Annotated in this window: 13 protein-coding genes; 10 read left to right on the plus strand and 3 right to left on the minus strand. The window is 63.2% G+C overall.

What is annotated here, in order from left to right; translation table 11 throughout:
- Window positions 1-21: 21 nt before the first annotated feature.
- Window positions 22-993, minus strand: coding sequence for a homoserine kinase (gene thrB / locus FEV51_RS05035; protein ID WP_138616605.1), 972 nt, complete (start codon window positions 991-993; stop codon window positions 22-24).
- Window positions 994-1,989 carry a 4-hydroxy-3-methylbut-2-enyl diphosphate reductase gene (gene ispH, locus FEV51_RS05040; protein ID WP_138616607.1) on the minus strand — a complete coding sequence of 332 codons (996 nt, stop codon included), beginning with the start codon at window positions 1,987-1,989 and terminating at the stop codon, window positions 994-996.
- A gap of 95 nt (window positions 1,990-2,084) precedes the next feature.
- Between ispH and FEV51_RS05045 the strand changes: the two genes are divergently transcribed.
- The 9 genes from FEV51_RS05045 to tatC all read left to right on the plus strand — a co-directional run bounded on the left by FEV51_RS05045 (window position 2,085) and on the right by tatC (window position 9,424).
- On the plus strand, window positions 2,085-2,738 hold the full coding sequence (locus tag FEV51_RS05045; RefSeq protein WP_138616609.1) for a hypothetical protein: 654 nt from the start codon (window positions 2,085-2,087) through the stop codon (window positions 2,736-2,738).
- A 90-nt stretch (window positions 2,739-2,828) separates the two neighbouring features.
- On the plus strand, window positions 2,829-4,568 hold the full coding sequence (argS, locus tag FEV51_RS05050) for an arginine--tRNA ligase (protein ID WP_138616611.1): 1,740 nt from the start codon (window positions 2,829-2,831) through the stop codon (window positions 4,566-4,568).
- Window positions 4,569-4,570: 2 nt separating this feature from the next.
- Window positions 4,571-5,278, plus strand: coding sequence for an SPOR domain-containing protein (locus FEV51_RS05055; protein WP_138616613.1), 708 nt, complete (start codon window positions 4,571-4,573; stop codon window positions 5,276-5,278).
- A gap of 72 nt (window positions 5,279-5,350) precedes the next feature.
- Window positions 5,351-6,373 carry a beta-N-acetylhexosaminidase gene (gene nagZ / locus FEV51_RS05060; protein WP_138616615.1) on the plus strand — a complete coding sequence of 341 codons (1,023 nt, stop codon included), beginning with the start codon at window positions 5,351-5,353 and terminating at the stop codon, window positions 6,371-6,373.
- Window positions 6,374-6,444: 71 nt separating this feature from the next.
- Window positions 6,445-7,194 (plus strand): segregation and condensation protein A, encoded by a 750-nt coding sequence (locus FEV51_RS05065; protein WP_246034474.1) that lies wholly within the window; start codon window positions 6,445-6,447, stop codon window positions 7,192-7,194.
- Window positions 7,191-7,820 carry an SMC-Scp complex subunit ScpB gene (gene scpB / locus FEV51_RS05070; protein ID WP_138616617.1) on the plus strand — a complete coding sequence of 210 codons (630 nt, stop codon included), beginning with the start codon at window positions 7,191-7,193 and terminating at the stop codon, window positions 7,818-7,820. The genes FEV51_RS05065 and scpB overlap by 4 nt, the downstream gene beginning before the upstream one ends.
- A gap of 59 nt (window positions 7,821-7,879) precedes the next feature.
- On the plus strand, window positions 7,880-8,119 hold the full coding sequence (tatA, locus tag FEV51_RS05075; RefSeq protein ID WP_138616619.1) for a twin-arginine translocase TatA/TatE family subunit: 240 nt from the start codon (window positions 7,880-7,882) through the stop codon (window positions 8,117-8,119).
- Window positions 8,120-8,142: 23 nt separating this feature from the next.
- A complete protein-coding gene (gene tatB, locus FEV51_RS05080) occupies window positions 8,143-8,595 on the plus strand; it encodes a Sec-independent protein translocase protein TatB (RefSeq protein ID WP_138616621.1) in 453 nt (150 codons plus the stop codon).
- Window position 8,596: 1 nt separating this feature from the next.
- Window positions 8,597-9,424, plus strand: a complete 828-nt coding sequence (gene tatC, locus FEV51_RS05085) for a twin-arginine translocase subunit TatC (RefSeq protein WP_138616623.1) — start codon at window positions 8,597-8,599, stop codon at window positions 9,422-9,424.
- On the opposite strand, the gene FEV51_RS05090 is transcribed toward tatC, so the two are convergent.
- Window positions 9,409-11,067, minus strand: a complete 1,659-nt coding sequence (locus FEV51_RS05090) for an amidohydrolase (RefSeq protein ID WP_138616625.1) — start codon at window positions 11,065-11,067, stop codon at window positions 9,409-9,411. The genes tatC and FEV51_RS05090 overlap by 16 nt on opposite strands.
- Before the next feature lie 111 nt (window positions 11,068-11,178).
- On the opposite strand from FEV51_RS05090, the gene FEV51_RS05095 reads away from it, so the two are divergent.
- Window positions 11,179-12,432 carry a threonine ammonia-lyase gene (locus FEV51_RS05095; protein ID WP_138616627.1) on the plus strand — a complete coding sequence of 418 codons (1,254 nt, stop codon included), beginning with the start codon at window positions 11,179-11,181 and terminating at the stop codon, window positions 12,430-12,432.
- Window positions 12,433-12,522 lie beyond the last annotated feature (90 nt).

Consider the following 12,522-nt stretch of genomic DNA (forward strand, 5'->3'; position numbering starts at 1 on the left):
GCGCTTAGCGTGCCCGGCGGCCTACGCGAAGACCTGCTGGCCATTTTCGTCATAGAAGTCCCACCGCCGGACAAAATCCATCGGGTCCTTGCGGGTGACATGGGCATCGCCGGGCGTATCCAGCCAATCCTCGGCGCGGCTGGCGACAAAGCGCAGGCAGGCCCCCTGTGCCAATATTGGCAAGGCATTGCGTTCCGCGGCATCAAGCGGGCGGACACTCTGGTAACCGTCGATCAGCGCCCGCCCAATTGCCGCATCATAACAAGAACCGCTCTTGTCGAAGCTCCATGCCGCATGGGTCACCGCCAGATCGTAAGCCATTGCGTCGCTGCAGGCGAAATAGAAATCGATCATGCCCGACACCGTGCTGCCGCGCATCAGCACGTTGTCGGGAAACAGATCGGAATGAATGATCGAGGCGGGCAGATCGCTAGGCAAGTGCGCGGCCAGATCGCGGGCGCGTTGCAGCGCGGCGGGTAACGCGGGATCGATCTGCGCCAGCCGGTCCTCGCCGCAATCCTCAAGAATGCGTGCATTCGCCTCAGCGTCCAGGGTGTTCGCGCGCGTGAGCGGGAAATCCGCCGCCGCCAGATGCACCTGAGCCAAGGCAGCGCCCACCGCCTGTGCCTGCTGCGCGGTCGGCCGGGTGGGGGAGACACCGGGCAGGAACTCGATCAGGGCAACCGTTTTGCCGTCCAACACGCGAAAGGCGCTGCCCGCGCAGTCGTGAATGGTGCTTGGGACCGGGCAACCCTTGGCTGAGAGATGGTCGAGCAAGCCAAGAAAGAACGGCAAATCGCCCGTGTCGATCCGCCGTTCGTACATGGTCAGGATAAACCGCGCGCCAGTGCCATCCGCGCCGCTGGTCTCGATCAGCCAATTGCTGTTCGAAATGCCTTCGGCAATGCCCTTGGCGCTGACCAACTCGCCCACATCATAGGCTGCGACCAGCTCGGCCAGCTGCTCCGCGCCGAGATGGGTATAGACCGCCACTTATTCGGTAAGCTGGCGGGGCAGCTTGAAAATCATGTTCTCTTCTGCGGAAACCAGCGTCTCTTCTTGGACCAGCCGCCATTCGGACAACCGGTCAACCACTTCGCGCACCAGCTTTTCAGGGGCCGAAGCGCCCGCAGTCAGCCCCATCGTGCCCACGCCTTCAAGCCATGACGGATCGATATCGCTGGCCCGCTGGATCAATCTGGCATCGGTGCCAAGTCGCTCGGCAACTTCGACCAGACGCACTGAATTTGAGGAATTGGGCGCGCCGATCACCAGCACCAGATCGCTAGCCGGCGCGATCCGCTTGACCGCTGCCTGACGGTTGGAAGTGGCATAACAGATGTCCTCTGCCTTCGGTCCGACGATCTGCGGATAGCGGGCCTTGAGCGCGGTGATCAAATCCTCGGTATCATCGACCGACAGCGTGGTCTGCGTCAGGAAAGACAGCGCATCGTCCTGCGTAAACGGCAGCGCGGCGACATCGGCAAGCGTTTCAACCAGGGTAATCTGTCCCGGTGGCACCTGGCCCATTGTCCCGATTACCTCGGGATGACCCTCGTGCCCGATGAACAGGATGTGCTGACCCTTTTCGATCTGGCGTTCGGCCTGACGGTGGACCTTGCTGACCAGCGGACAGGTGGCATCGACATACAGCAGCTTGCGGCGATCGGCTTCTGCGGGGACCGATTTGGGCACGCCATGCGCGCTGAACACTACGGGGGCGTCGTCGGGAACTTCATCCAGTTCCTCGACAAAGATCGCACCCTTGGCTTTCAGCGCGTCGACCACATAGCGATTGTGGACGATTTCATGCCGGACATAAACCGGTGCGCCATATTTTTCGAGCGCGCGCTCAACGATTTCAATGGCGCGGTCGACCCCGGCACAGAACCCGCGTGGCGCGGCAATCAGGAGCTTTAGCGGCAGACGATGATCGCTGCTGCTGCGGATGCCGGACGATGTGCCGGTGGATGGAAAGGGGGCATTCATATCCCGCCCTCTAGCGCTTTCATTAAGCGCAAGCTAGGGCGTGCCAGCGCGCACCCGCGCACCGAATTCGAATGCCTCGCAAGGATAGACGCCGCATGACCAGCCCACTCCGCCTCCTTCCCGCGCTTGCCATCGGCATCGCGCTCGCCGGTTGCGCCAAGGAAGGCGATCTGATCGTTGACCAGGGGGTCGGTATCACAGCGATCCGCACCGCCTGCCCGGCCGTGGGTATTCCCGATTTTACCGGCGATATCACCACTTTCCGTCAGGCAGGGTCGACTACGATGGCCGATCTCGACGTAACCGCGGCGATGACCAATCTGCGCTTTACCTGCAACGAAACTGCTGATGACCGGGTGTATTCGGAGGCGACTTTCGACGTCCGCGCCCGTCGCACCGATGTGCGCGGCGCGCGCACTGTGACGCTGCCCTATTTCAGCACCGTCCTGCGCGGCGGTAGTGCGGTTGTCAGCAAGCGAGTCGGTTCGGTCACGCTGGCCTTTGCCGATGGCCAGGAACGCGCCACGGCACGCGGCACCGCCGGGGCCTATGTCAATCGCGCGGATGCCACGCTGCCCGCCGATGTCCGCGAACAGATCACGCGCAAGCGCAAGCCGGGGGATCCCGATGCGGCGCTTGACCCGCTGGCTGATCCCGCGGTGAAAGCAGCTGTGCAGCGCGCCACGTTCGAATTGCTGGTCGGTTTCCAGCTGACCGAAGCGCAGCTGAAGTATAACGCCACCCGCTAATCCGGTTTTCCGTTGAAAATGTGTGACGCGCGGAAGCGATTCCAGCGCGGCCCCACTTGCGATTCTGGCCCATTCGGCTAGGCGCGCGCAATGGCTGATATGCAGACACTACACGCCGCCTTCGTGGCCAAGATCGACGCAGTTTTGAACGCGCTGGAGATGGAGGGCGCGCTGCCGCCAGAAACCGCGCGCGGCAATGTGGCTGTCGAACCGCCCCGCGATCCTTCGCACGGTGATCTGGCGACCAATGCCGCAATGGTGCTGGCCAAGCAGGCAGGCACCAATCCCCGCGCTCTGGCGGACAAGATCGTCGCGCATATCGCCAATGATCCCGATGTCGTCTCGGCAGAGATTGCCGGGCCGGGCTTTATCAATCTGCGCCTGTCGGACGATGTCTGGCGGCGCGAACTGGCGGCGATTGCCGATCTGGGCGCGGATTATGGCCGTTCGGCGCTGGGCGCAGGCACGCGGGTCAATATCGAATATGTCTCCGCCAATCCGACCGGGCCGATGCATATGGGCCATTGCCGCGGCGCGGTGGTGGGCGATGCATTGGCGGGCCTGCTGGAATTTGCCGGCCATCCGGTGACACGCGAATATTACATCAATGATGCCGGAGGTCAGGTCGACGTGCTCGCGCGCTCGGCGCACCTGCGTTACCGCGAGGCATTGGGCGAAGATATCGGTGCCATCCCCGAGGGGCTGTATCCGGGCGATTATCTCACTGACATTGGTCAGGCCATTGCTGACCTTCACGGTGATAAGTTTGTAGATTTGCCTGAAAGCGAATGGCTTAGTGACTTTCGGAAGGCATCGGTCGCGGCCATGATGAAGCTTATTCGTCATGACCTTGAGCTGCTGGGCATCAAGCACGATCTGTTCGCGTCGGAGGCTGAGCTACAGGCTGCGGGCAAGCCGGAAGCCGCCGAAGCATGGCTGCGCGAACGCGATCTGGTTTATGACGGCGTGCTGGAAGCGCCCAAGGGCAAGGCTCCGCCGGAAGATTGGGAGGCGGTCGAACTGCCGCTGTTCCGCTCGACCAAATTCGGGGACGATCAGGACCGCCCGATTCGCAAATCGAACGGCAGCTGGACCTATTTCGGCGCCGATCTGGCCTATCACATGCAAAAAGCCGAGGCTGCCGATGCGCTGATCGACATCTGGGGCGCTGATCATGCGGGCACGGTCAAGCGGATCAAGGCAGCTGTTGCGGCCTTGTCCGAAGGGCAGGGCAAGCCGATCCCGTTCGATGTGAAGCTGATCCAGATGGTCCAGCTGATGCGCGGCGGCGAGCCGGTGAAAATGTCCAAACGCAGTGGCAGTTTCGTGACGCTGGCCGATGTGGTGAGTGAAGTGGGCAAGGACGTTGTCCGTTTCACCATGCTTACCCGCAAGCCCGAAGCGCAGATGGAATTCGACTTTGCCAAAGTCGTCGAAGCCAGCAAAGACAACCCGGTCTTCTACCTGCAATACGCCCATGCGCGGATCCGTTCGACCCTGCGCAAGGCAGGCGTGGAGCCAAGCGCCGATCATCTTGACCGGCTGGGCGATGCCGAGCTGGGGCTGGTGCGCGAAGCGGCGCAATTCCCGCGCATGGTCGAAGCCGCCGCCAAGGCGCGGGAGCCGCACCGCATCGCGTTTTTCCTCGGCGATCTGGCGGCTGCCTTTCACAGTTTCTGGAATATGGGTAATGATGATCCGGCAAAGCGGATCATTCTGGAAGCCGATCCTGAATTGACTGCCGCGCGGCTGTTTGTCGCGGCGCAGGTGGCGCAGGTGATCCGCAACGGTCTGGCGATCCTTGGGGTCGAGGCTGTGGAGGAGATGTGAGCATGAGCACCACACCATACGATACCGACCCGTATGACACGGACGAGGACTGGGACGAGAACGGGGAACTGGCGCTGAGCGACAGTGACGAACGGCTGCCCTGGCTCGAATCGGATGACGATGAAGAGGCTGCAACCGGTTTCGATACGGCGCGGCTGTTGTTGATGGGCGCATTGGCGCTGGTGTTGCTGGCCGCAGTGGTCGGCGGCATCTGGTTCGCCAGCCGTTTTGGCGCGGGCGCCGAGCCTGAGGCTGACGGCAGCGTGATCGCGGCGCCCGACGGACCATACAAGACGCGGCCTGAAGACGAAGGCGGCAAGACTTTCCCCGGAACCGGCGACACCAGTTTCGCAGTGGGCGAAGGGCAGACCCGTGAGGGGCAGCTGGCCTCCGCCCCCGCAGTAACGCCGCCCAAAGAAGCCGCCGCGCCCACTATCCCCAGCACCGTTGACGAAGAACCGCGCGCTGCGCAGCCGACTGGTCCCAGTGTGCAAGTGGGCGCGTTTCCCCGACGCGAAGATGCCGAAGCGGGCTGGGCATCGCTGATCCGCCAGACCGAAGCGTTAAGCGGTGTCAGCCACCGCGTGGTCGAAGGCCAGGCCGATATTGGCCGGGTGTTCCGCCTGCAGGCGCTGCCGGGTGACCGTGCCGCGTCGCGCCGCCTCTGTGCAGCGCTCAAGGCCGATGGGATCGCCTGTTTCGTGAAGTAAGCGCCAGCTTTTGCACATTCAGGCGTTGCGCGAAACTTGCGCATGGGGCGGGAAACTGCGATTCCCCTGCGCATGATACCCGCGATTTTCGGCATTTCCGGTGACCAGCTGACAAAGGACGAACGCGCCTTTTTCAAAGATGCCGATCCGGCGGGCTATATTCTTTTCGGCCGCAATTGCGTGTCGCGCGACCAGATGCGTGCGCTGACCGATGATCTGTGCAGCCTGCACGGGCGTGACCGTAATTTTATCTCGATCGATCAGGAGGGTGGCCGTGTCGCACGGATGAAGCCGCCCGAATGGTCTGCCTTTCCCGCAGGGGCGGCGTTCGACGCCCTGTACCAGATTGCCCCCGCCAGCGCGATCGAGGCAGCGCGTATCAATGCCGAGGCGCTGGCACGCGAACTGGCGGAGGTTGGCGTGACAGTCGATTTTCACCCCCCGCTCGATATCCCGCAACCCGGTGCGCATGATGTCATCGGGGACCGGGCCCTGGGGCACGAGCCGATGCAGGTGGCGGCGCTGGGCCGCGCGATCCTCAACGGATTTTCCCGCGCGGGCGTACTGGGCTGTATCAAACATATGCCCGGCCACGGCCGCTCCACCGCCGACACGCATAAGGAAATGCCGACGGTCACGGCCAGCGCCGCTGAGCTGGCGCGCGATATCGCGCCGTTCAAGACGCTGGCTGGCACACCGCTGGGAATGACCGGGCATTTGCTGTTTACCGCTTGGGATGCCGAAAACCCCGTGACGCATTCTCCCGCGATTATCCATGACATCATTCGCGGCGAGATCGGGTTCGGCGGGCTGTTACTGACCGACGATATCGACATGGAGGCGCTGAGCGGCTCGATCCCCGAACGATCGGAACGCGCCCTCGCCGCTGGCTGCGATGTGGTGCTCAATTGCTGGGCAAAGATGGACGATATGATCGGTATTGCGCAGCGGTGCCCCGCTATGCGCGGCGATAGCATTGCCCGGTACGACCGCGCGATGGCGGCGCTTGGCGCGCCGCCCACCAGCTTCGAAACTGGCGAGCTGCTGGCCAAGCGTGATGCGCTGTTGGCCATCACGGAAGAAGCGACCGCGTGACTGCGGACGGCCTGCTGTTTGCCGATCAGACGGCAGCCGGGGCCGCTGCCGAAGCCGACGATTGGGACGGTATCGCGGCCGATGACACGCGCGATAATGAGGCGCTGTATCTTGAGCTAGACGGGTGGGAGGGGCCGCTCGACCTGCTGCTGGATCTGGCGCGGCGGCAAAAGGTCGATTTACGGCAAATCTCGATCCTGGCGCTGGTCGACCAATATCTCGACTATATCGATCAGGCTGGGGCGCTGCGGCTGGAACTGGCCGCCGACTACCTCGTGATGGCGGCGTGGCTGGCCTATCTCAAATCGACCATGCTGCTGCCGCGTGACGAGCAGGAAGATCCCAGTGCCGAGGAGCTGGCGCTAAAACTGCAATTGCGGCTGCAACGGCTGGGCGCGATGCGCGAGGCGGCCGGGCGGTTGATGGGCGGCGACCGGATCGGGCGTGATGTGTTCCTGCGCGGCAATCCTGAAGGTCTGGAGATTGCCCGCAAGACGCTGTGGCGCTGTGACCAGTTTGCGCTGCTGGAGGCCTATGGCAGGGTCAAGGCGCGCACGGCGCCCGCCGTCCATATGGTGCGCGAACGTCCGGTTATGACGCTCGACAGCGCGCTGGAACGTGTCAGCCATATGCTGGGCGTCACGCTGGACTGGATGGAATTGCGCGATTTTCTGCCGCCGCATGCCGAACCCCGTCTGCGGCGCTCGGCCCTGGCTTCCAGCTTTGTCGCCGCGCTGGAACTGGCGCGGATGGGGCGGGCTGAAATCGCGCAGGAGGATGTCTTCGGACCCATGCGCCTGCGCCGGATCGCGCAGAAATGAACGAGCTGGCGCGCGCTATCGAAGCGGCGCTGTTCGCCGCAGACGAGCCGATGACTGCCGATGCGCTCGCCAGTTTTCTGGGCGATGCTGCGGCTGGTGATGTCAGGACGGGCCTGCGCGAACTGGCCGAGCATTACGGCAAACGCGGTGTCCATCTGGTGGAGCGCGGCAAGCGGTGGCATTTCGAAACCGCACCCGATCTGGCGCATCTGTTGCGGCGCGAAAAGGAACAAGTCCGCCGCCTGAGCCGCGCGGCCACCGAAGTGCTCGCCATCATCGCCTATCACGAACCCGTCAGCCGCGCCGAAGTGGAATCGATCCGCGGGGTGCAGACCAGTGGCGGGACACTGGATGTGCTGATGGAGGCGGGCTGGGTGAAAATTGCCGGTCGCCGCGAAGTGCCCGGACGCCCAGTGATCTATGCCACCACCCCCGATTTCCTCGACCACTTCGGCTTGTCCAGTCGTCGCGACTTGCCCGGCATCGCCGAATTGCGTGCCACCGGACTGCTCGATCCGGTCGAGGATGCATACGAAAGCCTTGTTTCCGGGGCCGAATCCGAGGGCGGGGGCGAAGGCGATCAACAGGCCCCGCAGGACGCTTCGGACAACGACACCGCTTACTGACTGGCACTTGTGCCCACCAACGCCTATATTGATGGCAATCTAGCGAAAGAGAATTTCCCATGGGACTTAGTGTCTGGCAGCTCGCCATCATCGCCATCGTCGTCCTCGTCCTGTTCGGGCGTGGCAAAATCTCTGAAATGATGGGTGATTTCGGCAAGGGCATCAAAAGCTTCAAGCAGGGTATGAACGAAGAAGACGGCAAGCCCGCGCCGCGCATCGAAGGCCCCACGCACGAGCCGAAGCCGGCTGATCAGGCGGCCAAGGATCCGCAGCCTGCGCCGCGTCAGGATCTGAACTGATCCGTTAAGAGAGGGCTCCGCCCATGTTCGACATCGGCGCCAGCGAATTGCTGGTGATCGTCATTGTGGCGATCCTGGTCATTGGCCCCAAGGATATGCCGCGCGCGCTGCGCAGTGCAGGCCGCTGGATCGGCAAGATGCGCAGGATGTCCAACCATGTCCGCGCCGGAGTGGACGCCATGATCCGCGATGCGGAGATGGAGGACATGGAAAAGTCCTGGGCCGAACGCAACCGCCAGATCATGGCGCAATATCCCGATGGTTCGCAGCCAGAGGGCGGCGCTGCCGAGAGCGACCCGGAGAATTTGCTGCCTGCTGAAATGGAACCGCTGGCCGCCGCTGGCCGCGTACCCGATGCGGATGCCGCTGCCGAAGCGACGATTGCGCGTGCTGCGCCGGTAAAGGCGCCAGAGCATGGCGAGGAGCCACCGCTGCCGCTTGATCCGCCATCTCCCCCGCCCGCGAAGGGCGACTGACATGCCCCTCAACCTCCGCGATATTGACGAAACACAGGCCCCGCTGATCGATCATCTGATCGAACTGCGCACGCGGCTGGTGCGCAGCGTGCTGGCGCTGGCGATTGCCTTTGGTGTGTGCCTGTATTTTGCCGATCCGATCCTGGGTTTCCTGATCCAGCCGCTTAAAAATGCCTTTCCTGCGGGCGAGGGGCAGTTGATCTTCACCAAGCTGTATGAAGTATTCTTCGTCGAGATGAAGGTCGCGCTGTTCGCCGGGTTCTGTCTCAGCTTTCCGATCATTGCCAACCAGCTGTGGGCCTTCATCGCGCCTGGTCTCTATGCGCGCGAGAAGAGGGCATTTCTGCCGTTCCTGCTGGCCACACCCATCCTGTTCGCGATGGGCGCAGCGCTGGCTTATTATGTCGTGATGCCCACGGCCTTTGAGTGGTTTCTGGGCTTCGAGGGGCAGGCCGGCGGGCTGGAAATTCAGGCACTGCCGTCCGCCAATGAATATCTCGGGCTGGTGATGCAGTTCATTCTGGCGTTCGGGATGAGCTTCCTGCTGCCGGTACTGCTGTTGCTGCTGCACCGCGCGGGGATTGTCAGCCGGGCGCAGCTGGCGGGGGCGCGGCGCTATGTCATTGTGCTGATAGTCGCGGTTGCAGCCATCATCACGCCGCCCGATCCGGGCTCTCAGCTGCTGCTGGCGATCCCGCTGCTGCTGCTGTTCGAAGGCTCGCTGCTGCTGATGCGGCTGACCGAGCGGCGCGCCGCGAAGGACGCGCCCGCTACTGAAGATACCGCGACCGATGACACGCCAGCCGACGAGTCTCAGTCCGCGTCGTAAACCTTGCGGCCGCCGACCCAGGTTTCGTACACCTTTGTCGCGCGCAATTCTTCAGGCGTTGCCAGCAGTGGATCGCGGTCGATCAGCACGAAATCGGCGCGCTCGCCCGGCAGTAGTCTGCCGAATCGGCCATCGGCAAAGCCTGCAAAGGCAGCGTCCGAGGTAAATCCGGCCAGTGCCTGTTCGCGGTTCACCCGCTCTTGTGGACGCCAGCCGCCAAATGGCTGGCCATCGGGTCCGGTCCGGCTGATCGCAGCGGCAAGCCCGGCGAAGGGATCGGGCGATTCCACCGGCGCATCCGAGCCGAACGCCAGCTTCCCGCCATAACGCAGGATCGTATTCCACGCATAAGCGCCGTCCAGCCGGTTAGGCCCCAGCCGCGCTTCGGCCATGGTCCGGTCGCTGGTCTGGTGGACCGGCTGCATCGAGGAAATGATGCTGTGCTTGCCCAGAGTGGGGAGGTCGGCTGGGTCGACGATCTGGACGTGTTCGATGCGCCAGCGGCGGTCGCCGGTGAAGCTTTCGGACAGTTCGGCAATGGCGCTGATCGCCTCGGCATTGGCGGCATCGCCGATGGCGTGGACGGCGGTCTGAAACTCGCCATTGGCGGCGCGCACCATGACATTGCGCAGCCGTGCGCTGTCGGTCAGCGGCAGGCCGGTGTTGCCGGGGTCATCGCTATATGGTGCCTTGAGCCATGCCCCTCGGCTGCCCAGCGCGCCGTCGAGGTAAATCTTGATGCCGTTCATGCGCAGCTTGTCATCATACAGCCACGGTGTCGGGCGCGCGCCTGCGATCAGTTCCATCGCATCGGCGCTGGCGGCATAGGACATGATCCGCACATGCAGCCGCCCGGTGTCGCCCGCGCGGCGGAAAGCCTGCCAATCCTCGATCGTGGTGCCCATATCGGCCACCCCGGTGATGCCAAATTTGTGGAGGATTTTCTGCGCCGCATCCAGCGCCAGATCACGCTCGGCAGGGCGGGGTGCAGGAATTGCGGCAGTCATCAAAGTGGTCGCATTATCGACGAACACGCCCGATGGCATTTGCGAACCACTGGCCCGCTCGATCCGGCCACCATCGGGGCTTTTCGTGCCAGCGACGATACCGGCGGCCTCCAGCGCCTTGCCATTGGCCCAGCCGGCATGGCCATCGACCCGCTCCAGATAGACCGGGCGGTCTGACACTGCGGAATCCAGTTCGGCAGCGGTGGGGAAACGGCCCAGACCCCACTTCTCCTGATTCCATCCGCGCCCCAGAATCCACGGACGGGCGGGGTTCTCGGCGGCAAATCTGGCAATGGCGGCAAGCGCTTCCTGCAGCGAATTGGTGTCTGACAGATCCAGCGTCAGCGCGCCGATGCCCAGTCCCATGACATGGGCGTGTGCGTCGATCAGGCCGGGGATCATCACGCGCCCCGCGCCATCTTCGCGGTAATCGGTCCGCGGGCGCTTGTCCTTGGCCGCCAGCAATTGCGACACGCGCCCTTCGTCATCGATCACGATGGCGGCAAAGCGTTTTACTTTGCCGTCCTTGTCGATGGTCAAGCCTTCGACATTGTCGATCAGCACATCGGCGTGAAGCGGCGAAGCAAGCAGCGCGCAGGCGAGCGCGGCGGTGGAGGCGAGTAATTTCAGTGTCATGGCAATCCCGATGGCGCTTGGTGGCTGCGTGAAGCGATAAGCTATAGCTTGGCCTGCGCAAACCCTTTCCGCAATTGCGCGAGGCGCGCCTGCGCCGTAGGGGCTTTCGCCATGACCGCAGCATCCACAGTCCACAGTTCGGCCAAAGCGACCGACCTTCTCACCATCGACGACGTCCGCGCCGCCGCTGCGCGGATTGAGGGCGCAGTGGTCAAGACGCCGATGATGCGCTCGATCACGCTGTCGGAAATCACCGGGGCCGACATCTGGCTCAAGTTTGAAAACTTGCAGTTCACAGCCGCTTATAAGGAACGCGGCGCGCTCAACGCTTTGCTCCAGCTGACCGATGAACAGCGCGCGCGGGGGGTGATTGCCGCATCGGCGGGCAATCATTCGCAGGGGCTGAGCTATCATGGCCGCCGGCTGGGCGTGCCAGTCACTATCGTAATGCCCAAGACCACCCCCAGCGTGAAGGTTATGCAGACCGAAAGCGTGGGCGGCATGGTCGAGCTGTTCGGAGAGACTTTCGACGAAGCCTATGCCCATGCGCGCGAGCTGGAACAGCAACGCGCGCTGACCTTCGTCCACCCGTTTGATGATCCCAAGGTCGCCGCAGGGCAGGGCACGGTCGCGCTGGAAATGCTGGCGCAGGAAGACGACTTCGATTGCCTGGTGGTGCCGATTGGCGGCGGCGGGTTGATGAGCGGGATGGCGACAGTCGCCAAGGCGCTGAACCCTGAAATAACGATGATCGGTGTGCAGGCCGCGCTGTTCCCGTCAATGTATGCACATCTGCGCGGCGAGGACATGACGTGCGGCGGCGATACGCTGGCCGAAGGCATCGCGGTCAAGGCTCCGGGCAATTTTACCCGCGAAGTGATCGCCGATCTGGTCGACGAGGTGCTGCTGGTTGACGAAGCTGCGCTGGAACACGCGGTGGCACTGTTGCTGCAGATCGAGAAAACCGTGGTCGAGGGTGCGGGCGCCGCCGGGCTGGCCGCCGTGCTGTCCAATCCGGAGAAATTTGCGGGCAAGAAGGTCGGCCTGGTGCTGTGCGGCGGCAATATCGACACGCGGTTGCTGGCCAATGTGCTGCTCCGCGATCTGGCGCGCGGCGGGCGGCTGGCCCGGCTGCGGATCACGCTGCAGGATCGTCCCGGCGCGCTGTACAAGGTGATGCACGAGTTCAACGCGCACAACCTCAACATCATCGAGATTTATCACCAGCGCATTTTCACCACGCTGCCCGCCAAGGGTCTGATCACAGAAATCGAGTGCGAAGCCCGCGATGCGGAGCTGATCGATACGCTGGTGGAGGCGTTGCGGGCCAAGGGCTATCAGGTCGAATTGGCCGAGGTGGAATAGGCCAGATCGGGCAATTTCGGCCCACAAGGCCAGATTTCATGGTTAAGGGACTTTTAACACTTTCATCTGTGCGGCATACAGGGTCCAGGT

Origin of the sequence: Qipengyuania marisflavi (genome assembly GCF_005884405.1) — a bacterium.
GTDB classification, from domain to species: Bacteria; Pseudomonadota; Alphaproteobacteria; order Sphingomonadales; family Sphingomonadaceae; genus Qipengyuania; species Qipengyuania marisflavi.